Genomic DNA, 19029 nt, shown 5'->3' with positions numbered 1-19029 from the left:
GATTTACATAGACTTATCAGTAGTTGCCGCTCGTGAAGAATGCCGGAACATGTTTTGGCCACCGTCGCGGCAGCACGGCAATCAGATCGAAACGCAGCGACAGGCGGGCATGGTCGGGCTGGCGTTGCAGCCAGAGATCGGCTGCGGCTTCGATGCGGCGCATGGCCTGCGGCGTGACAGCGAGGTGCGCTGCTTCCAGACTGCTCCGCGCCTTGACCTCAACGATCAAAATCAGATTGCCACGCCGGGCGATCAGATCGATTTCGCCGAGCCGTGTTCGATAGCGCCGGGCGACGATCCGAAAACCTTTCAGAAGAAGAAGCACGGAAGCAAAACGTTCGGCACTGTGTCCGCGAAAGAAAGCAGTTCGCTTCTTCTCGCGGAGGTCTGTCATCGCTGATCCGATTTCAATTGCATGAGACGCTGATAGAGAACCGATTTCTGTCCGCCGGTCATGCGCGCTGCCTCGCCCGCGGCCTTGGATGGCGGCAGCTCAGCGGCAAGCGACAGCAGCAGCTTGTCGATGTCTTCCTCGCTTTGCGGAACGGCGTTGCCCGTTGGCGGCCCCACCAGCAGAACAACTTCACCGCGAATGCGATCTTCGCCGTCAAACTCGGCTGCAAGCTCGCCCAGCGGCGCAGTGCGAATGGTCTCGTAGGCCTTGGTCAGTTCACGGCAGAGCGCGCCCAGACGATCCGGCCCGAACACTTCGGCCATTTCCGCCAGCGTTGCCGCTGTCCGGTTTGGCGATTCATAGAACACCAGCGTTGCGTCGATCCCCTTGAGGCTTTCAAGCTTCGACTGTTTTTGCCCATGCTTGGAGGGCAGGAAGCCGCAGAACATGAAGGCGTCGGTCGGCAGGCCCGAAGCGGCAAGTGCGGCCAGAACGGCGGAAGCACCCGGAATAGGTACGACACGAATGCCCGCCTCGCGCGCTTCGCCCACCAGACGGAAACCGGGATCGGAGACGAGCGGCGTTCCGGCATCGGACACCAGCGCAACGCTTTTGCCCGCTGACAGAGCCGCTATCAGCTTTTCACCGGCTTCGGCGGCATTGTGTTCGTGATAGCTGATGGGGCGGCGCGCTATACCATAGCGGTCGAGCAGAACGCGGGTTACGCGCGTATCTTCGCAAGCCAGAATATCGACGGACGCCAGCGTTTCGATACCGCGCAGCGTCATATCGCCGAGATTTCCGATGGGGGTCGAGACGATATAAAGAGCAGGTTCCAGTGGCCGGGCGCGCATTGTCGTGCCGCCAACCACATATTCCCGTCGCCCCTCGCCTGCTTCGTCCGTCATTATAAGTTCCTTATGCCGCCAAGTCGGCAACCAGCGCGTCGAGCACCAGCGCACCATCTGGCGTTGCGCGAATGATGCTGCCGCTCATCGGTTCGATCATGCCTTCCGCGATCAGTTTCGCAAGTCGCTTTTCATCAACTGCATGGCCAGAAAGTCGCTCATAGCGGGCAAGATCGATGCCTTCGCGTAAACGCAAGCCCATCATCAGGAATTCGTCGCCTTCCTGTCCGCCATCGAGATATTCTTCTTCGATAATGCCGTGGCCATTGCGCTCGACCTTATCCAGCCAGGTTTCCGGATGTTTTTCGGTCATGGTGACGGTACGAATATCATTTTCCACGAAACGCCCATGCGCGCCGGGACCAATGCCGACATATTGCCCGTAACGCCAATAGACGAGATTGTGCTGTGACTCGCGCCCCGGCACCGCGTGGTTGGAGATTTCATAGGCAGGAAGGCCGTGCTCTGCCGTTACCCTTTGCGTTTCCTCATAAAGGGCTGCAGCGTGATCCGGCTCGGGCGTCGTCAGCTTGCCAGCCTTCCAGAGATTATAGAACTGCGTGCCTTCCTCGATCGTCAGCTGATAGAGCGACAGATGATCGGCAGCAAGCCCGATGGCCTCTTTCAGTTCCTCCCGCCAGGCCTCGATTGTCTGGTTCGGGCGTGCGTAGATCAGATCGAAGGACAGGCGCGGGAAAATCTCGCGTGCCAGCCGAATGGCCGCCTTGGCTTCCTCGACCGAATGCATGCGTCCGAGACGGCGCAAATCGGGATCGTTGAGTGCCTGAATGCCAAGCGACACGCGGTTAACGCCTGCCGCGCGATAGCCGCGAAAACGATCAGCCTCCACACTGGTCGGGTTGGCTTCCAGCGTCACCTCAATGTCCGGCGCTACCGACCAATGGGACGCGATCCCATTGAGAAGTGCACCCACGGTTTCCGGCTGCATCAGCGACGGCGTGCCGCCACCCAGGAATATGCTGGTGATCGTGCGTGGGCCGGTGCGCTCACGCAAGGTTTCCATCTCGCGAAGAAATGCTTCCGAAAAACGCGCCTGATCGACCGGCTTGTGACGAACATGGCTGTTGAAGTCACAATAAGGGCATTTGGCCAGACAGAATGGCCAATGCAGGTAAACGCCAAACGCATTTTCCCCATTTGCACGCGCGATTGGGATCGACCCGGCGGCATTTGCGCGAGCAGCATCTACTGCCTGCAAAGGGGGAAACAGCTTGTTCATTTTGCGGATGCCGGCTCCACATTAAGCGCTTTTTCGGCGAAAAGCTTGAAGGCACGAGCACGATGCGACAAGGCCGAAGCATCACCAGGCTTCCAGCCGTGCTTCTCATCGGCAGTCATTTCGCCGAACGTCTTTTCATAGCCATCGGGCAGGAAAATCGGGTCGAAACCGAAACCCGTAGTGCCACGCGGCGGCCAGACAATAGCGCCCTCGACTTCGCCACGGAAATATTCAGCCTCCCCATCCGGCCAGGCAAGGCAGATTACGGATACGAAACGCGCCTTGCGCTGCTGTGGCGCAACGGCAGCCTTTTCTTGCAGCAGGTTCTCGACCTTCTGCATCGCCATGTCGAAATCGCGTGTGCCGTCTTCCGTCTCGGCCCAGTTTGCCGTGTAGACCCCCGGATCACCGTCAAGCGCATCGACCATCATGCCGGAATCATCCGAAAGTGCTGGCAGCCCCGTTGCTTCAGCTGCCGCAAGCGCTTTGATATAGGCGTTTTCCTCAAACGTGGTACCGGTTTCATCCGGCTCCGGCAGGCCAAGAGCGGCAACCGAACTGACCTCAAAGCCGAACGGGCCGATCAGACCGTCGAACTCCTTCAGCTTGCCCGCATTGTGCGAAGCGACGATCAGCTTGCCCTGTTCCAGTTTTCTCATTTTCAGTTCCACAGTTTGGGTTCGGCAATCTCCAATGAATTGCCGGATGGATCACGGAAGTAGATCGAATGCGCACCATTCGGCCAGTCGAACTCGGCCTCGATTGCTATGCCATGTTTTGCCAGATGGTTGCGCCAGCGTTCCATCTCCTCGCGGCTTGCAGCAAAACATACATGGCCGGGACCGCTTGTGCCATGGGACGGCACGGGCAAGTGCTCTGGCAATGGCGGCTTCAACGTCTCTTCGGCCTTGAAGAGAAGCAATATGCCGTCGCCGCACCGGAAAAATGCGTTGCGCTCGCTCACTTTCCCGACCGGCTCCAGACCCATAATGCCGTGATAGAACTCTATAGCCTCCGCGACATCGCGGACATAGAGCGCCGTTTCAAGGATGCGTGCTGCGCGCATGGATGAAGTCTCCTCGGTGTATGGAGCAGACCTCGTTCCTATCAGGCGACGGCCATCTTCTGCAAGGACACAAGGCGATCAATGCCGCCGCGAGCCAGCTTCATCAGATTGGCAAACTCTTCTTCCGAGAAAGGCGCACCTTCCGCCGTTCCCTGAATTTCGACAATTCCGCCCTTGCCGGTCATCACGAAATTGCTGTCGGTCTCGGCGACAGAGTCTTCGGCATAGTCCAGATCAAGCACAGGCTCACCCTCGTAGATGCCGCAGGAAATCGCCGCGATATGATCTTTCAGAACCTTCTCGACGCGCACCATCTGGCGCGCTTCCATCCAGCGCAGGCATTCATGAAGCGCTACCCAGCCGCCGGTGATGGCTGCCGTCCGCGTGCCGCCATCGGCCTGAATGACATCGCAATCTACCGTGATCTGTACTTCGCCAAGTGCCTGCATGTCCACGACGGCGCGCAAGGAGCGTCCGATCAGACGCTGGATTTCCTGCGTGCGTCCGCCCTGCTTACCGGCAGCGGCTTCGCGGCGCATGCGGTCGCCGGTCGAACGCGGCAGCATGCCGTATTCCGCCGTGACCCAGCCCTTGCCCGTATTGCGCATCCAGCCCGGCACCTTTTCCTCAAGGCTTGCGGTGCACAACACATGCGTATCGCCAAACTTGACGAGGCAGGAGCCCTCGGCATGTTTGGAGATGCCGCGTTCGAAAGAAACGGCACGCATTTCGTCAGCCGCACGCTTGGATGGACGCATAGAAAATTCCTCGATTCATTTTTCCGGTGCGGCTTTTTAGGCTTCCCGGTCGCAAATAGAAAGCCATTCTGCCCGAAAAACCGTCAGAGATGTTGAGAGGCCTGTCACTATAGCCTAAAGGCTTTGACGCTTTGACTTGCGACCTTATATTTGGCGTATGCTATTTCCAGTGTGGCGAATCCGAAATTCGCATCATCTGGGAACAGCGCTGTGAACGAATTTCGGATTCAAAGCCACACTAGGGTTCGCGACCATATTATGATGAAAACGCCGGAACACCAGCTTTTGAGTTCGCTCGACCAGCGTTCGCGCGATATTTTCCGGCTGATTGTGGAAACCTATCTGAACGATGGCGATCCGCTTGGCTCGCGCAATCTCTCACGACTGCTGCCACACACGCTTTCACCTGCCACGATCCGCAATGTGATGAGCGATCTCGAGCATCTGGGTCTCATCTACGCACCGCATGTCTCAGCCGGACGCCTGCCGACCCAGATCGGGCTACGCTTCTTTGTCGATGCGTTTCTCGAAGTGGGCGATCTGCCGCCGGAGGAACGCTCCTCCATTGAGGCGCAGGTTCGTTCCGCCGGAATGAACAATTCGGTCGAAAGCGTTCTTACCGAGGCAAGCCAAGTTCTTTCAGGTCTGTCGCGCGGCGCGGGCCTCGTGCTTGCCACCAAAGCGGAAGGGGCACTCAAGCACATCGAATTCGTTCGTCTCGAACCGACACGGGCACTGGCTGTTCTTGTCATGCAGAACGGCGATGTCGAAAACCGCGTCGTCAATCTGCCCGTCGGCATCAGCAATTCGCAGCTGGTCGAGGCATCGAACTTTCTCAACGCACACATCCATGGCCACACGCTTTCCGAAGCCAAAGCCGAATTGAAAAAGCTGACGGAAGAAACACGGCAGGAACTCGATCAGCTATCGCAGGAACTTGTTGCCCAAGGGCTGGCGGTCTGGAGCGGGGCTGGAACGGATCAACCGGCGCGGCTGATCGTTCGCGGTCGCGCCAATCTTCTGGAAAACATCCATGCGCAGGAAGACATCGAGCGCCTGCGCCATCTGTTCGATGATCTTGAGACCAAGGACGGCATGGTCCAGCTTCTCGATCTCGCCGAAGCCGGTTCGGGTGTCCGCATCTTCATTGGTTCGGAGAACAAGCTTTTCTCCCTTTCCGGCTCATCGCTGGTGGTCGCCCCCTATCGCGACAGCGAGCAAAGGGTTATTGGTGCTCTGGGAGTCATTGGGCCCACACGGCTCAACTATGCGCGGATCGTTCCCATGGTGGACTACACCGCTCAGATCGTTTCCCGGCTCCTGCGGTAACTGTGAGATTTGCCGGGACAAACCAAGTCCCTGAAAATAGACCTTGATTTTACTGGCATGAAACTCGATATCCGCCCCAGAAGATATTCAAGACGGAAGTAGCATTATGGCTGACGAAAAAAACAAATCCCAGAACCCCGATCTTGAGCAGCGCGACATCAACAATCCCCGGGATCGTGAGGCGCTGAACCGAGCTGCCGACGATTTTCTGAAAGCGCGCAAGGCTGAAGCTCGTGCGGAAGTTGCCGAAGACGAAGCCGAAGCGGCAGTAGATGAAACCGCAAACCGGATCGCGATGCTCGAAGCTGACAATGGCGAGCTGAAGGATCAGCTCCTGCGTGCTGCAGCCGAGATGGAAAACCTTCGCAAGCGCACCCAGCGCGATGTGCAAGATGCGCGCACCTATGCCGTGACCAACTTCGCTCGCGACATGCTGTCGGTCTCTGACAATCTCCGCCGTGCGCTCGACGCTATTCCTGCTGATGCTCTGGCGACCGATGCCAGCCTGAAGTCGCTCGCAGACGGCGTCGAAATGACCGAACGCGCCATGCTGCAGGCTCTGGAGCGTCACGGCGTCAAGAAACTTGAACCGGAAGGCGAGAAGTTCGATCCGAACTTCCATCAGGCCATGTTCGAAGTGCCTAATCCGGATTTGCCGAACAACACCGTCGTGCAGGTCGTGCAAGATGGTTACGCCATCGGCGACCGTGTTCTGCGCCCGGCCATGGTCGGTGTGTCCAAAGGCGGCCCGAAGGCGACTGCCGACAACGGCGCTTCCGAAGGCAATGGCTGATTATATCAGCAATAACGGATGAGTATTGGAGCGGCGGCTTTGTCTGCCGCTCTTTTCATATCTGCAGTCCAGTTTGCGATAGAGCGCATTTCGATCTGACTGGATCGGATCAGCGGTCTAACCTATTCTATTTTAATCATAATCTTATCGATCCTCGTTTCACTCCGGTCGGATTATGCTCTAAGGTGCATATTGCTATTGGCGCGAACCGGTGAAAAATTGTCACTGGAAGTGTGGAGGAGAGCTGCAGCGTGACGATTCCTGAGTTTTTGAACTTCGCAGGCGTTTTCGTTTTCGCTGCGACCGGCGCTCTTGCAGCATCGCGACGCCAGCTCGATATCATCGGTTTTCTGTTCCTTGCCAATATCACCGGTATTGGCGGCGGAACGTTCCGCGATCTCGTCCTCGGTGCACCGGTTTTCTGGGTTGTCGAGCCGACTTATCTGCTGGCGGGTACGCTGGCGGCTATCTTTGTCTATTTCACCGCACACATGGTCGAGTCGCGCTATCGAGTCCTGCTCTGGCTCGATGCCATTGGTATGGCCGCCTATACCGTAATAGGTGCAGCCAAGGGACTGGCGCTCGGTTTCGGACCATCCGTCGCCATTGTGACCGGCATTTCAACAGCCACTCTGGGCGGCATATTGCGCGATATGGTGGCGGGCGAGCCTTCCGTGCTAATGCGTCGCGAAATCTATGTCACGGCTTCGCTTGCCGGTGCGTGTCTCTATGTCCTGCTTGCCTGGTTGCAGGTCGAGCCAGCTATATGTGCGATTGCAGCGGCTCTGACCGCGTTTCTCATTCGCGGCGGCGCACTTTATTTCGGCTGGACATTGCCCGTCTATAAAAGCCGCCCCGGACGCACTGAAGAAGAGCTTCAGCGCGACCGGATCATCAGGCCGGAATAAATCTTAAACAAGGCCAGCCTGGCCTGCAGCGGCCTGCAGGCTGAGCTGCGGACGCGGCCCCATCTGCTGGATAATAAGCCCCGCCGCCAATGAACCAAGACGGGCGCAATCTTCCAGTGAACGCTCGTTCGTATAACCGTAAAGGAAACCAGCTGCGTAGAGATCGCCTGCGCCGGTCGTATCGACCAGCGCGTCGATTTCAATGGCTGGGACAGTCAAGGTCTGGTCAGGTGTGACGACGACCGCACCTTTTTCCGAACGGGTGATGATCGAAAGCGCGCAGTCCATGCGCATGGAGGCAATCGCCGTTTCAAGCGACTTCGTCTTATAGAGCGACTTGGCCTCATCCTCATTGGCGAAAACGATATCGACAGTGCGCGAGCGCATGAGTTCCAGAAACTCTTCGCGATACCGGTCGACACAAAACGGATCGGAAAGCGTCATCGCCATCTGGCGCTTCTTTTCGTGCGCGATCTTCGATGCCATGACGATGGCTTCCTTCGCGCGCGGCGGGTCCCACAGATAGCCTTCGAAATAGGTCACCTTCGCATCGGACACCTTGGAGGTTTCGACATCTTCCGGTCCGAGTTCCACGCAGGCACCGAGATAGGTGTTCATCGAGCGTTCGCCATCCGGCGTCACGAAAATCATGGAGCGAGCAGTCGGCGATCCCTTTTCCAGCGGACGGGTGTCGAATGCAACGCCTTGCGCGCGGATATCATGCGCGAAAACACGGCCCAGATGATCGGTCGCAACCTTGCCGAAATAGGCCGAGCGTCCGCCAAGGCTTGCCACACCTGCTGCGGTATTTCCGGCACTGCCACCCGACATTTCTGTTGCCGGACCTGCAATCCGGCCATAGAGCAATTCAGCACGCTCTGCATCGATCAGGTTCATCGCGCCTTTGACGATTCCATTCGTTTCCAGAAAAGAGTCATCAGTGCGCGAAAGAATATCGACAATGGCATTGCCGATGCAAAGAACGTCGAATGTGGCCATGAGCGCGAGAAGCTCCCCTTTTGATTAGTCTCCTATCCGGCAAAACAGATCGTCATCGGAAAAGTCGCTATGCACTTTTCCGCGACATGCGTTGGGCCGGATATGCGGCAGTCATGTGGGTGCCGGTTTAGCGGTTTGAAACCCCTTTGGCTACCCTGCAAGCCTCCCGCATTGTGGGTAGTGCAGCTTGCGCCAAGATGAAGGCATACCTATTTCCATCTTCGTCTACAGTCGGAATTGGGTCGAAAATGATCTTGGATGCTGCATTGAAAGCTCTGAAACGCCTGACCACGCCAGAATTGCGTGCAGTTTTCTGGAAAACTCTCGGTTTGACGCTGTTGCTGCTGATCGGTCTTTGGGCGGCAGTTCGTCAAATCTTTTTTACTTTTGCCTGGCCGTGGATGGAGCAGATACTGCCCGGCATGCCGGAATGGGCAGGCTGGTTTGGTATCGTTGCCGCTATTGTCGCAGGCCTTGGTCTGGCGCTTGTTCTCGCATTGATGATCGCACCTGTCACTGCACTTGTGGCAGGTCTGTTTCTCGATGACGTCGCCGAAGTGGTCGAGCGTGAAGACTATCCGAACGATCCACCCGGTACGCCTTTGCCGACCGGCCGCTCTATCGTTGTTTCGCTGAAATTCCTCGGTATCGTCATCCTCGGCAACATCGTCGCCCTGTTCATGCTGTTCATACCCGGCGTCAATCTGATCGCCTTCTTCGTCATCAATGCCTATCTGCTCGGGCGGGAATTCTTCGAGTTTGCCGCTATGCGTTATCATTCCGAAGCCGAGGCCAAGGCGCTACGGTCACATTATAGCGTAACCGTCTTCCTGGCCGGGCTGCTGATTGCAGGCTTCATGGCTATCCCCATCGTCAATCTGCTGACACCGCTTTTTGCGGCAACGATGATGGTCCATCTGCACAAGGCTGTCTCGCAACGCGAAGCCCGGCTCACGCCTGCGGCGGCAAGGGGATAAGCGGCGCAGGAATGTCGCAGGTTTTCGCCGGATATTTGCAGATATCGGCAATCACACATTTCTCGCATTCCGGCTTGCGCGCCTTGCACACGTAACGCCCATGCAAGATCAGCCAGTGATGCGCATGAAGCATGTATTCTGCGGGGATGACCCGGACGAGGATGGCTTCCACGGCCTCTGGCGTTTTTCCCGGAGCAAGACCAATCCGATTGCCGATGCGCAGGATATGCGTGTCCACCGCCATTGTCGGCTGGCCGAAAGCCATATTCAGCACCACATTGGCCGTCTTGCGGCCAACACCCGGCAGCTTTACCAGTTCGTCCCGGTCCCCCGGCACTTCTCCGTCATGATCGCGGATCAAGGCTTCGGACAGGAGAATGACGTTCTTTGCCTTGTTCCGCCAAAGACCAATGGTGCGAATGTGGTCGCCGACTTTCTCTTCGCCCAGCGCCAGCATTTTCTGCGGCGTATCGGCAATTGCGAAGAGCCCGCGCGTCGCCTTGTTGACCCCGGCATCGGTGGCCTGTGCCGACAAAACCACGGCGACAAGAAGCGTAAAGGCATTCACATGCTCAAGCTCGCCCTTCGGCTCCGGTCTCTGAATGGAGAAACGGCGAAATATCTCATGGATTTCATCGGCCGTATAAAGCGCACCACGCACCCGACGTTGAGGGCGGGTGGCGGCAGAAACGTTCACAGGCGATTTGATTTTGGCCTTTTCCATTCCGTCTCTATAATAGTTTCTTGATCGACAAAACAATCAGCAGCTTGCCGCAGGCCAGTATAGGCCGGGACAATCTGCCAGACGACCTGAATGCTATGCATCACCCAGACGGCGCAGAACCTGATCGGTTCGACAAACCCATTTTCGAAGCTCTCCTCACCCCCTATCGTTCGCTGGGACGTACGGGCTTCACCATATTGATGAGCGCTCTGATCGGCTGCTGGATGTTCGTCGGTATTCTTTTCTGGTCCATCGGCGCATGGCCGATCTTCGGATTTTTCGGTCTCGATGTACTGCTGATCTATCTGGCTTTTCGCTGGAATTACCGGTCTGCTCGCGCGCGTGAGGAAATCTCCGTGTCCCGCTCTGCCCTGCATATTCGCAAATATGCAGCGTCCGGCAAGATGACTGCGCATCGTTTCAATCCGTTCTGGATACGGTTCAAGGTTGCACGAAAGCCGGATATCGGAATTACCGGTATGAGCGTGGAGAGCCGTGAAGCGAGTGTCGCGATCGGAAACTTCCTCTCCCAGGATGATCGCGAAAGTTTCGCAACCGCTTTCGGTGCAGCGCTTTCAGAAGCACGCCGATAGCAACACCCTGGGGTCAGGACCTATTAATTTGGTGAAAATGGTGTGAGGCCATCCATTCGGATACGAGGAGAAAAGGCGAAGGAAATGTGGTTCATTTTCGAGCTTTTTCGACAAAGTAGCCGGGTGGATGGACCACATCCTCTGGACACCGAAATGACTGGCGATCTGCTGCGTCGAACCGCTTGACCGGGGAAACCACCCCGTTCTTCGCGTCTCTCCTAGCAGCCCTTGTCATTTCAGGTGCCATTTCCATCAAATTAATCGGTCCTGACCCTAATATTGCCGGGTATCCTGAACTTCTCCTTCGTTTTAAGTTGAAACGAAGGAATCCGGATTGGCCCTTGAAGTCAGGCTTTTCACAAGCCATATCAGTTAGCGAGGAGATACGCCGTAAGGGTTCTCTTCATAACGGTCGCTTCTCATCAAGGACTGATGCAATGACAAGAATGACACCGTTTTCGAGCCCTTTGCTGCTCGGATTCGACACGATGGAAAAAACGCTGGAACGGATCGCAAAATCCGGCGACGGTTATCCGCCCTACAATATTGAACGCCTGCGCGGCGAGACGGGTTCCGAACGTCTGCGCATCACTTTGGCGGTGGCCGGTTTTGCCAGCGAAGACCTCGAAGTCATGACGGAAGACAATCAGCTCGTCATCCGCGGACGCCAGACCGACGATACCGAACGGGAATTTCTGCATCGTGGCATCGCTGCCCGACAGTTCCAGCGCGTTTTCGTCCTGGCAGACGGTATGCGGGTTCTCGGTTGCGACCTGAAAAACGGCCTTTTGGCCATCGATCTCGACCGCCCCGAACCCGAACGGCTGGTTAAACGAATCAGCATAGCGGTGAAAGACTGAGCTTGTTCAGTTTTTGTTCAGCACAATACCGCTATACTGAAAATGTGAAGCTCTGATGCGGCATGGTCGCAAATGACATGCCGACGAAATGGAGGCTAAGACCATGAACAGACATATATTCACCGAAAATGAATTCGCCCATCTCGGCGAAGGTGAAGTTGCCTATGTGCGCAAGATCCGTTCAGATGACCTTGCCCGCAGCTTCCCTGCCCTCCCACCGATAGAGCCGGGCCTTGAGCTCTGGGCGCTTTTTGGCGCCAGCGGTGAGCCAATCGTGCTCTCCGATGTCCGCGCCACCGCGCTACAAGGCGCGCAAGACCATGAACTGCGCACGGTAATGCTGCACTAAGGATAGACGCGATACCGGCCATCGCCGGTATCGCGCTTCCGTATGAAATCAGTACGGAAGATCGTGGCGTATACAAATGCCGCAAGTCGTCTTGAGGCAGAAGAAATATGCTTCTGCTCGGACTGTTTTTTCCTTCCCTGCCAATTCGTTTCTGCGAGCAAACAAACAAAACCGCCGTTCAAGCTGAACGGCGGTTTTGTCTACGAGAAACTATTTGAACTCAGGCGGCGTTGGAAGCAGGCTGAGCTGTCAGGAATGAATAGAGCGCCTGCGCGTCATGTGTGCCGCGCAATTTGGCAACCGTATCGGCATCGCGCAGCATACGGGCGATGCGCGAGAGTGCCTTCAGGTGATCCGCGCCGGCATTCTCCGGCGCGAGAAGCAGAAAAACAAGATCGACGGGTTGATCGTCCAGCGCCTCGAAATCGACCGGGGTTTCCAGACGAGCGAAGATTCCGGCTATTTTGTTGATGTTCGCCAGCTTGCCGTGCGGAATGGCAACGCCATTGCCCACCCCGGTAGAACCGAGGCGCTCACGCTGGAGAATTGTTTCGAAAACTTCACGCTCAGGGAGACCGGTCAGTTCCGCAGCCTTTTCAGACAGAATCTGCAAAAGCTGTTTTTTGGAGCTGGCTTTCAGCGCCGGGATAATCGCCCCAGGCTGAATCAGATCACTAAGATCCATTCTCTCCGTTCCTTCTTCAATCAGGCCTTTGCGGCCCGGTTTTGGGAAGCGCACGCGGCCGCCTAATCGCGATCTGCTGCGTGCGCTTCAGGTTTGCCGTCAGGCGCGTGGCGCGGCCTGGCGGGTGACCATCGATGGATCGACCCAGCCGATATTGCCGTCCGCGCGACGGTAGACGATGTTAACTTCATCATTGCCGGCATTGCGGAATACCAGAACCGGGTTCTCGATCAGATCCAGTTCCACGACCGCCGACGCCACCGACATGGTGCGCAGGGCGACGGACGATTCCGCAACAATTGTCGGCGCGTAATCCGCCGGAAGATCCTCCTCTTCCTCCGACAGCGGTGCCATAACACGATATGCAACGTCATCATAGATCGCATCTGGCTGCGTAGCCGGGCGCGATTTCAGACGACGCTTATAGCGGCGAAGGCGGGTTTCGATCTTGTCCGCGGCCGCTTCAAAAGCCAGCTGCGGATCCTGCGCGTCGCCAGTGCTTTGCAGAGTTGCACCACTATCGAGGTGCAAGGTGCAATCCGCACTGTAACGCGAACCGGACTTGGTGACCGTAACCTGTCCGGAAAAGCCATGATCGAAATATTTGCCGACTGCTTCATTCACCCGATCAATGATCCGGGTTGTGAAAGCTTCACCGACGTCCATATGCTTTCCAGATACACGCAGAGTCATTTGGCACACCTCATTTGCGTTACACCACAGGACTCAGTCTAATCACAAGGCGAGCGAAGCGCAAAGCGAACCAGCATCAAAGATGCTTTTCGTCCTGTGCGTTTTCCAACTAAATTCATGGTGCATGCACGCTTGCCAGGCGCACTTTCCGATGAGGCGTTGAAACACCTTCCAAAAAGCCGTCGAAGTCGTGACTGCTCCAATCAATAGCCCCTTTACGGGATGGTTGCCGCACATTGCTCTTTTAAGTAACGCCCCAGTAGCTGGTCCGTTGCCCGGATTTTTCCGGCCCGGTTTTCCTGGCCTGGTTTTCCTGGCCCGATTTTCCCGGAACGCCACATTGCCCTTCCTTCAAACATATGGACAACCGCAATTTCTTCCAGAAATTACAGCGATATTATCGGACGTTGTCTGCAAAACGCATTCGGCGGAAACGTCCAACCCATGTCTTCCTCCCCAAACCGGTTCTACTTTGAGGAGACATGCTTCAATTCTGCTTTGGCGTATTTTCGATCGTAGAAACACAAGTGCTTCTGCTGACATCTCGCCAATTCACGCTGACGACTTATCAGGAAGCCCTGGAAATGAGGGCGTCCAGACACGTGCCGCAACGCGAGCCGGGCTTCTATTGGGTGAAATGGCGCTTGTCAATTGGTCCTCCTGCCAGTTGGTCCTCTTGCAATGCTGATCTTTCCACAAATCGAGATCGAATTTTTCTGAAAGAGCAGCGCTACAGATCCAAAATTTTAGAGCATTCTCCCCTATTCGAATACGGGAATAAGGCCCTAGAGGTACAATCGGTGATTTAAAACGGTCCCTTCTCAGCGCAATCTGTGGAACCATTTTGGCTAGAGCGAAATGCGCTCACATTCGTTCGCGCTTCCGCTCTATCTGTCTGTATTACCGCATTTATGCAACGTCAGGTGATGCCACCTGACTGCAAAATGCTCTACGCAATCAGGAAGCTGACAATCTTGCCTTCTTTTCACGCCTGCGCTGAACCGATGAAGCAATATTCATCGATTCCCGATATTTTGCGACCGTTCTTCGCGCGATATCCACACCGTCCTTCTTCAGAGCATCCACGATGGCATCATCAGACAGTACGTCGTCGGACTTTTCGGCGTCGATCATCTGCCGAATACGATGGCGCACGCTCTCCGACGAATGAGCGTCGCCGCCTTCGGATGAGGCAATGGAGGCCGTAAAGAAATAGCGCAGTTCAAACACGCCACGCGGCGTGGCCATGAATTTGTTCGCCGTCACGCGGCTGATGGTCGATTCATGCATACCGACCGCGTCGGCAACCGTGCGCAGGTTGAGCGGCTTCAAGTGGGTCACGCCGTGGCGCAGAAAGCCGTCCTGCTGCCGGACGATTTCCTGCGTTACCTTGAGAATGGTGCGCGCGCGCTGGTCGAGACTGCGTACGAGCCAGTTCGCAGTCTGCATGCAATCCGAGAGAAATGCTTTTTCTTCGGCTTTGACCGAGGTGCTCACCTCTGCATAATATTCATTGTTGACGATAAGACGTGGCATTGCGGCTGCGTTGAGTTCAATAGTCCAGCCACCGTCACGCGACGGTGTAACCAGTGCGTCCGGCACAATGGCATCGGCCACGGAGATTTCGAACAAAGCACCGGGCTTTGGATCGAGCATACGGATTTCGGTCAGCATATCGAGAATATCGGCCTGATCGACACCGCACAGCTTCTTGAGCGTCGCGAAATCCCGCCGTGCAAGAAGATCGAGATTGTCGATCAACACCTCCATGGCCGGATCGAACCGATCCTTGAGACGCAACTGTATCGCCAGACACTCCCGCAGATCACGGGCAAAAAGGCCTGCCGGATCAAAGTCTTGCATCACTCCAAGAACGTGCTCGATCTCGACGGTTTCCACGCCAAGATTCTGGGCCAGACCGACAATATCGACACGCAGATAGCCGCTCTCGTCCAGTGCATCGGCGAGCGCCGTCGCAATGAACCGGTCTGCCGCTTTGGAAAAAGTCAGCGTGATCTGTTCCGCCACGTGCTCGCTCAATGAAATCCGGCTGGCCGTAACCTGATCGATGTCGTAACTGCCACCTGAAACATATCCGTCACCGACGGACGATTTCCATTGCGCGGCAAGATCGGGACCGATCTCGTCGAAGCGACCCGGATCATCCGGAAAGATATTTTCAAGTGAGCTGTCGAAGGTGGATGAGAGATTTTCGGCATTATCCGAAGCGCCTGTTTTGAACCAGTCGCCATCCGACAAGTCATCCGACGCCGCATCCTCTCCGCCGGTTTCAGCGCCGTCTCGTGCTGATTCAGCGCCCGAAAAATCATCATTCGCTGCCTCAATTCGATCCAGCAGCGGATTTTTTTCGATTTCAATGTCGAGAAATTGCTCCAGCTCCATATGCGTCATCTGCAGCAGCTTGATCGACTGCATCAGCTGGGGGGTCATCACCAGCGATTGCGATTGACGGAAATCGAGCTTGGGCGACAGAGCCATGCGACGCGTTATTCTCCCCCGTTAAACCCTGTCAATAACCGCGGAACACATGGTCAACGCGCGAGATATTCTTGACAGCAATCTGGCCTTCAGACGGCACTCATCGACATGGGACCTGAGCCCATACAGAGGAATAAGCCGTGCGCTCGCAGCCGTTTCAGGCTGAAAGCGTATTTGAATGAAAACTGGTATGAACCTTGCTTGTCAATTCAGAATGTGCGGTTTGGGGACAAAAGGGGAAATAGTCGCGGTTCAGCGGCACTTTCTGTAACTTTGTGCAGAACATAACAGGCTCAAACCGATGGCTGGTCAGAATGAAGGCATTTCCATAGGAGCCTGAAACGATATGAAAATGCCGAATATTAAAGTGTGAATTGGTCGCCGAGATAAAGCCGTCGCACGTCGGGATTGGCAACGATTTCGGCAGGACGACCATGTGTCAGCACCTGACCGGCGTGAATGATGTAGGCGCGGTCGATAAGGCCGAGCGTTTCACGCACATTATGGTCGGTAATCAGAACACCGATGCCGCGGCTTGTCAGATGGCGAACGAGTTGCTGGATATCCGAAACGGCAATCGGATCGACACCAGCAAAAGGCTCATCGAGCAGCATGAAGTTTGGGCGTGATGCCAGCGCACGCGCAATTTCGAGACGACGGCGCTCGCCGCCGGACAGCGAAATGGCAGGCGCCTTGCGCAGATGAGCGATGTGAAATTCTTCCAACAACGCATCCAGCTCGGAAGCGCGTTTGGAGCGATCTTTCTCCACAACTTCCAGCACAGCCTTGATGTTGTTTTCCACCGAAAGGCCACGGAAAATGGACGCTTCCTGCGGCAGATAGCCTATGCCAAGACGGGAACGGCGATACATCGGCATAGACGTGACGTCGAAACCGTCGATCTCGATGGAACCGGCATCAGCCGGAACGAGGCCTGTCACCATATAGAAGCAAGTGGTCTTGCCTGCGCCGTTCGGCCCCAGAATACCGACAGCTTCGCCAGCACGCACACCGAACGACACGCCATTGACGACCTGCCGGCCGCGATAGCTCTTGCAGAGACCGCGTGCCACCAGCGTCCCTTTGAGACGCGTCGACTTACCCGGCTGGCCGGGCATAGCGCCCGCGACATCGGATGGTGCGTTCACATTTTGCGATGCGTCTTGCGGCCCGTCGGCCTTCTTGTTCCAGAACAATCCCACGCCTGCTCCGGTCAGTTCTGCTTGGGCGCAGCACCGCCCTGCTGTTGATCTTTCGGGGCCATGATAATCGATACGCGACCCTTGGTCTGGCCCTTGCAGCTTTCGACATTGGCGCGGCCCGTATCGAGATGCGCCGTCAGCTTGCAACCGGTCACGACATTGTCGCCATCGGTCAGAACCACTTTCTGCCCCTGAAGAACCATAACCTGGTTTTTCGCATCATAACGCCCGGTATCACCAGTTGCGACCTGCGTCCCGGACTTGAGATAGACTTTCCCCGAAATGTCGATGTGATCGATGCTCGATGAATCGAGGCCGCCCACGCCAGCACTTGTCGGTTCCGGGGCCGGTGCTTCGCCGTCTTTCTTGGCCTTGTTGTAATAGACTGTCATCTGGCCTGCCTTCAACAGGGCGTCGCCCTGCGAAACGGCAACATTACCGGTGAATATGGCAATGCCTTCCTTGTCGCGCATTTCCAGCTTGTCAGCGTCGATCTTGACGGGCGCCTTGCTGTTGGAAAGCTTCAGCCCGTTCACGGCTGCGCCTTCCTGCGCCAGTGAAACTGTCGGAGCCGCGACAATGCCGAGCGCCAGAACTGCAAATCCCATCCGCAAAGTGCGGGCCATCGTACCCTTGTTCATCTTGCCCGTCTCGCGTTCCATATAATTTCAGCTCCCCGAAGCATTCGACCATCCCTGGGTCGACATGCGGTCAGACGCAACATTAAGCACTTTGCGGCCAAATGGGAACATTCAGCATCGCAAAATGCGATCAAAAAAGCGGCTTAGAGCCTGTACCATTCCGATTGCATCAGAATCACGCTCTAACAATCTGTTTTCGAGCACATTTCGATCCGAGGACCGGTTTCAGAATGTACTCAACCGCGCCGCACAGATATGAATCGGTCCGAACGCTTCCCCTATCCTCAAATCAGGCGCCCTTTTCAGGGAGCCTTGTTGGGCGAAACAACGCTGCCGTCAACAGTCATTCGAACCTTGTTCTCGAAAATCAGAACCTTGCCGTTGTCCTTGACCTGCATGCTGTCGGCCAGAATATGCGTGCTGCCGCTGCGGATATCCACGGGCTTGTCAGTGGTGATCTGCCCGCTCTTGAGATTTACGTCCGCAGAACGCAGCACCGCACGTAAACCGTCGTCTGTCGTAACAGTAAAGTCCTTATCAAGTTGCAAACGCCCATTGGCATTGTCGTAAACACCGGACGTTGCCTCGACCTTGGCCGTGCCCTTGTCACCAACCGGCAGCTCCGCGGAAATGCCTTCAAGCGAAATCGCACCGCTGTTCTTTGCATCCTGCGTCGCCTTGGAAGCGGTCATTGAATAGGGGCGGTTATCCTTGGTATATCCATTCAGGTGCGGGCTCGTCATGACAAGCTTTCCGCTTTCGCCGCCATTGTTCACTTCGACCTTAACGGGCGCGTTCGGCGTCGCAAGGAACGTGTACCAAGAGAATACCGCTCCCACGATGATTGCGGCGACAGGGAGGGCTGTCTTCAGAACGCGAACGCGGATCGAATGGCGCTGTGCAGCATGAAAAAGCGTCTCGGCCTTCTCCGACGCACCAAAACGCATGCCACCCGTGCCGCGACCTTGAGCAGTCGCGTTCTGCGGCGCATGGCTATCTGTGGTGTCGGCGGTCATGTGGCGTTCAATTCCTCAACGGCTTTCGTAAAACTCGATAATCAGCGCGTGTGTGTCGCGCTTTTTCATTTCAATAAGGTTTATTTGGGGTGAAATAATCGGTCGCTCAATAGCTTTATACCGCGCAAAATACCGCACCCGCCTCGCAAACAGCAAGCAGGAACGGCCTATGCCTTTGATACTTCAGCCCAATTGACACCCCACCGAATTAAGCAGGATGCTATTCAACTCTTTGATACCACAAAACTCGGTCAAATTACAGCTGTGCGTATTGCAGCCGCCAAAGCTGATCTGGCAACGAACATAAGAATCTCGGACAGCTTCATTACAATATGTATTTCAGGCACTATCTCTAACCAGACCTATTTTTCGAAGATACTTGCCGCGTGCCCTCA

Annotated in this window: 21 protein-coding genes; 7 read left to right on the top strand and 14 right to left on the bottom strand. The window is 55.9% G+C overall.

What is annotated here, in order from left to right:
* Positions 1-16: 16 nt before the first annotated feature.
* From OANT_RS00950 to rph, 6 genes are read right to left on the bottom strand one after another with little or no spacing between them, the layout of a single operon-like run.
* Positions 17-394 carry a YraN family protein gene (locus tag OANT_RS00950; protein ID WP_011982379.1) on the bottom strand — a complete coding sequence of 126 codons (378 nt, stop codon included), beginning with the start codon at positions 392-394 and terminating at the stop codon, positions 17-19.
* Complete coding sequence (gene rsmI / locus OANT_RS00945) at positions 391-1302, bottom strand: 16S rRNA (cytidine(1402)-2'-O)-methyltransferase (RefSeq protein ID WP_011982378.1); 912 nt, start codon at positions 1300-1302, stop codon at positions 391-393. Before rsmI ends, OANT_RS00950 begins: the two co-directional genes overlap by 4 nt.
* A 10-nt stretch (positions 1303-1312) precedes the next feature.
* On the bottom strand, positions 1313-2542 hold the full coding sequence (hemW, locus tag OANT_RS00940) for a radical SAM family heme chaperone HemW (RefSeq protein WP_011982377.1): 1230 nt from the start codon (positions 2540-2542) through the stop codon (positions 1313-1315).
* The gene (gene rdgB, locus OANT_RS00935; protein ID WP_011982376.1) at positions 2539-3201 is read right to left on the bottom strand and encodes an RdgB/HAM1 family non-canonical purine NTP pyrophosphatase; all 663 of its coding nucleotides are present in this window, start codon (positions 3199-3201) and stop codon (positions 2539-2541) included. Before rdgB ends, hemW begins: the two co-directional genes overlap by 4 nt.
* A 2-nt stretch (positions 3202-3203) precedes the next feature.
* Positions 3204-3608 carry a VOC family protein gene (locus OANT_RS00930; RefSeq protein WP_010658016.1) on the bottom strand — a complete coding sequence of 135 codons (405 nt, stop codon included), beginning with the start codon at positions 3606-3608 and terminating at the stop codon, positions 3204-3206.
* A 41-nt stretch (positions 3609-3649) separates the two neighbouring features.
* Entirely contained in the window at positions 3650-4366 is a 717-nt protein-coding gene (gene rph / locus OANT_RS00925) for a ribonuclease PH (protein WP_010658015.1), read from the bottom strand.
* 258 nt (positions 4367-4624) lie between these two features.
* Here rph and hrcA point away from each other — a divergent pair, with 258 nt between their 5' ends.
* The 3 genes from hrcA (at position 4625) to OANT_RS00910 (ending at position 7396) form a co-directional block, all read left to right on the top strand.
* Entirely contained in the window at positions 4625-5695 is a 1071-nt protein-coding gene (gene hrcA, locus OANT_RS00920; protein WP_010658014.1) for a heat-inducible transcriptional repressor HrcA, read from the top strand.
* Between the two features lie 106 nt (positions 5696-5801).
* A complete protein-coding gene (grpE, locus tag OANT_RS00915) occupies positions 5802-6488 on the top strand; it encodes a nucleotide exchange factor GrpE (protein ID WP_010658013.1) in 687 nt (228 codons plus the stop codon).
* Between the two features lie 251 nt (positions 6489-6739).
* Positions 6740-7396, top strand: a complete 657-nt coding sequence (locus tag OANT_RS00910) for a trimeric intracellular cation channel family protein (RefSeq protein WP_010658012.1) — start codon at positions 6740-6742, stop codon at positions 7394-7396.
* Positions 7397-7399: 3 nt separating this feature from the next.
* Here OANT_RS00910 and OANT_RS00905 read toward each other — a convergent pair whose 3' ends face one another.
* Positions 7400-8395, bottom strand: a complete 996-nt coding sequence (locus OANT_RS00905) for an adenosine kinase (protein WP_010658011.1) — start codon at positions 8393-8395, stop codon at positions 7400-7402.
* 248 nt (positions 8396-8643) lie between these two features.
* Between OANT_RS00905 and OANT_RS00900 the strand changes: the two genes are divergently transcribed.
* Positions 8644-9372, top strand: coding sequence for a sulfate transporter family protein (locus OANT_RS00900; protein ID WP_011982374.1), 729 nt, complete (start codon positions 8644-8646; stop codon positions 9370-9372).
* Here the strand turns inward: OANT_RS00900 and nth are convergent.
* Positions 9347-10096: an endonuclease III gene (gene nth, locus OANT_RS00895; RefSeq protein ID WP_011982373.1), complete on the bottom strand. Its 750-nt coding sequence runs from the start codon at positions 10094-10096 to the stop codon at positions 9347-9349. The two genes, OANT_RS00900 and nth, sit on opposite strands and share 26 nt — an antisense overlap.
* Before the next feature lie 95 nt (positions 10097-10191).
* Here nth and OANT_RS00890 point away from each other — a divergent pair, with 95 nt between their 5' ends.
* The 3 genes from OANT_RS00890 to OANT_RS00880 all read left to right on the top strand — a co-directional run bounded on the left by OANT_RS00890 (position 10192) and on the right by OANT_RS00880 (position 11898).
* Complete coding sequence (locus tag OANT_RS00890) at positions 10192-10689, top strand: DUF2244 domain-containing protein (protein ID WP_011982372.1); 498 nt, start codon at positions 10192-10194, stop codon at positions 10687-10689.
* Positions 10690-11126: 437 nt separating this feature from the next.
* Entirely contained in the window at positions 11127-11549 is a 423-nt protein-coding gene (locus OANT_RS00885; RefSeq protein WP_010658007.1) for an Hsp20 family protein, read from the top strand.
* Between the two features lie 103 nt (positions 11550-11652).
* Positions 11653-11898, top strand: coding sequence for a BQ00720 family protein (locus OANT_RS00880; protein ID WP_010658006.1), 246 nt, complete (start codon positions 11653-11655; stop codon positions 11896-11898).
* 220 nt (positions 11899-12118) lie between these two features.
* Here OANT_RS00880 and ptsN read toward each other — a convergent pair whose 3' ends face one another.
* From ptsN to lptC, 6 genes are all read right to left on the bottom strand, one after another.
* Positions 12119-12583, bottom strand: coding sequence for a PTS IIA-like nitrogen regulatory protein PtsN (gene ptsN / locus OANT_RS00875; protein ID WP_006465889.1), 465 nt, complete (start codon positions 12581-12583; stop codon positions 12119-12121).
* A 99-nt stretch (positions 12584-12682) separates the two neighbouring features.
* Positions 12683-13276 carry a ribosome hibernation-promoting factor, HPF/YfiA family gene (gene hpf, locus OANT_RS00870; RefSeq protein ID WP_010658005.1) on the bottom strand — a complete coding sequence of 198 codons (594 nt, stop codon included), beginning with the start codon at positions 13274-13276 and terminating at the stop codon, positions 12683-12685.
* Positions 13277-14233: 957 nt separating this feature from the next.
* Positions 14234-15775 (bottom strand): RNA polymerase factor sigma-54, encoded by a 1542-nt coding sequence (rpoN, locus tag OANT_RS00860; RefSeq protein ID WP_011982371.1) that lies wholly within the window; start codon positions 15773-15775, stop codon positions 14234-14236.
* 362 nt (positions 15776-16137) lie between these two features.
* Positions 16138-16977: an LPS export ABC transporter ATP-binding protein gene (gene lptB, locus OANT_RS00855; RefSeq protein ID WP_010658003.1), complete on the bottom strand. Its 840-nt coding sequence runs from the start codon at positions 16975-16977 to the stop codon at positions 16138-16140.
* A gap of 11 nt (positions 16978-16988) precedes the next feature.
* A complete protein-coding gene (locus OANT_RS00850; protein WP_011982370.1) occupies positions 16989-17639 on the bottom strand; it encodes an LptA/OstA family protein in 651 nt (216 codons plus the stop codon).
* Positions 17640-17920: 281 nt separating this feature from the next.
* Complete coding sequence (gene lptC, locus OANT_RS00845) at positions 17921-18634, bottom strand: LPS export ABC transporter periplasmic protein LptC (RefSeq protein ID WP_011982369.1); 714 nt, start codon at positions 18632-18634, stop codon at positions 17921-17923.
* Positions 18635-19029 lie beyond the last annotated feature (395 nt).

The sequence above is a fragment of the Brucella anthropi ATCC 49188 genome, assembly GCF_000017405.1.
Lineage (GTDB): Bacteria > Pseudomonadota > Alphaproteobacteria > Rhizobiales > Rhizobiaceae > Brucella > Brucella anthropi.
Note: the sequence above shows the minus strand (reverse complement) of the source record. Positions and strands in the feature narration are given on the sequence as shown.

What these genes read in the sequence shown, in the direction of transcription:
- OANT_RS00950 (WP_011982379.1), bottom strand. Translation starts at nt 394, where the DNA reads ATGACAGACCTCCGCGAGAAGAAGCGAACTGCTTTCTTTCGCGGACAC.
- rsmI (WP_011982378.1), bottom strand. Translation starts at nt 1,302, where the DNA reads ATGACGGACGAAGCAGGCGAGGGGCGACGGGAATATGTGGTTGGCGGC.
- hemW (WP_011982377.1), bottom strand. Translation starts at nt 2,542, where the DNA reads ATGAACAAGCTGTTTCCCCCTTTGCAGGCAGTAGATGCTGCTCGCGCA.
- rdgB (WP_011982376.1), bottom strand. Translation starts at nt 3,201, where the DNA reads ATGAGAAAACTGGAACAGGGCAAGCTGATCGTCGCTTCGCACAATGCG.
- OANT_RS00930 (WP_010658016.1), bottom strand. Translation starts at nt 3,608, where the DNA reads ATGCGCGCAGCACGCATCCTTGAAACGGCGCTCTATGTCCGCGATGTC.
- rph (WP_010658015.1), bottom strand. Translation starts at nt 4,366, where the DNA reads ATGCGTCCATCCAAGCGTGCGGCTGACGAAATGCGTGCCGTTTCTTTC.
- hrcA (WP_010658014.1), top strand. Translation starts at nt 4,625, where the DNA reads ATGATGAAAACGCCGGAACACCAGCTTTTGAGTTCGCTCGACCAGCGT.
- grpE (WP_010658013.1), top strand. Translation starts at nt 5,802, where the DNA reads ATGGCTGACGAAAAAAACAAATCCCAGAACCCCGATCTTGAGCAGCGC.
- OANT_RS00905 (WP_010658011.1), bottom strand. Translation starts at nt 8,395, where the DNA reads ATGGCCACATTCGACGTTCTTTGCATCGGCAATGCCATTGTCGATATT.
- OANT_RS00900 (WP_011982374.1), top strand. Translation starts at nt 8,644, where the DNA reads ATGATCTTGGATGCTGCATTGAAAGCTCTGAAACGCCTGACCACGCCA.
- nth (WP_011982373.1), bottom strand. Translation starts at nt 10,096, where the DNA reads ATGGAAAAGGCCAAAATCAAATCGCCTGTGAACGTTTCTGCCGCCACC.
- OANT_RS00890 (WP_011982372.1), top strand. Translation starts at nt 10,192, where the DNA reads ATGCATCACCCAGACGGCGCAGAACCTGATCGGTTCGACAAACCCATT.
- OANT_RS00885 (WP_010658007.1), top strand. Translation starts at nt 11,127, where the DNA reads ATGACAAGAATGACACCGTTTTCGAGCCCTTTGCTGCTCGGATTCGAC.
- OANT_RS00880 (WP_010658006.1), top strand. Translation starts at nt 11,653, where the DNA reads ATGAACAGACATATATTCACCGAAAATGAATTCGCCCATCTCGGCGAA.
- ptsN (WP_006465889.1), bottom strand. Translation starts at nt 12,583, where the DNA reads ATGGATCTTAGTGATCTGATTCAGCCTGGGGCGATTATCCCGGCGCTG.
- hpf (WP_010658005.1), bottom strand. Translation starts at nt 13,276, where the DNA reads ATGACTCTGCGTGTATCTGGAAAGCATATGGACGTCGGTGAAGCTTTC.
- rpoN (WP_011982371.1), bottom strand. Translation starts at nt 15,775, where the DNA reads ATGGCTCTGTCGCCCAAGCTCGATTTCCGTCAATCGCAATCGCTGGTG.
- OANT_RS00850 (WP_011982370.1), bottom strand. Translation starts at nt 17,639, where the DNA reads ATGGAACGCGAGACGGGCAAGATGAACAAGGGTACGATGGCCCGCACT.
- lptC (WP_011982369.1), bottom strand. Translation starts at nt 18,634, where the DNA reads ATGACCGCCGACACCACAGATAGCCATGCGCCGCAGAACGCGACTGCT.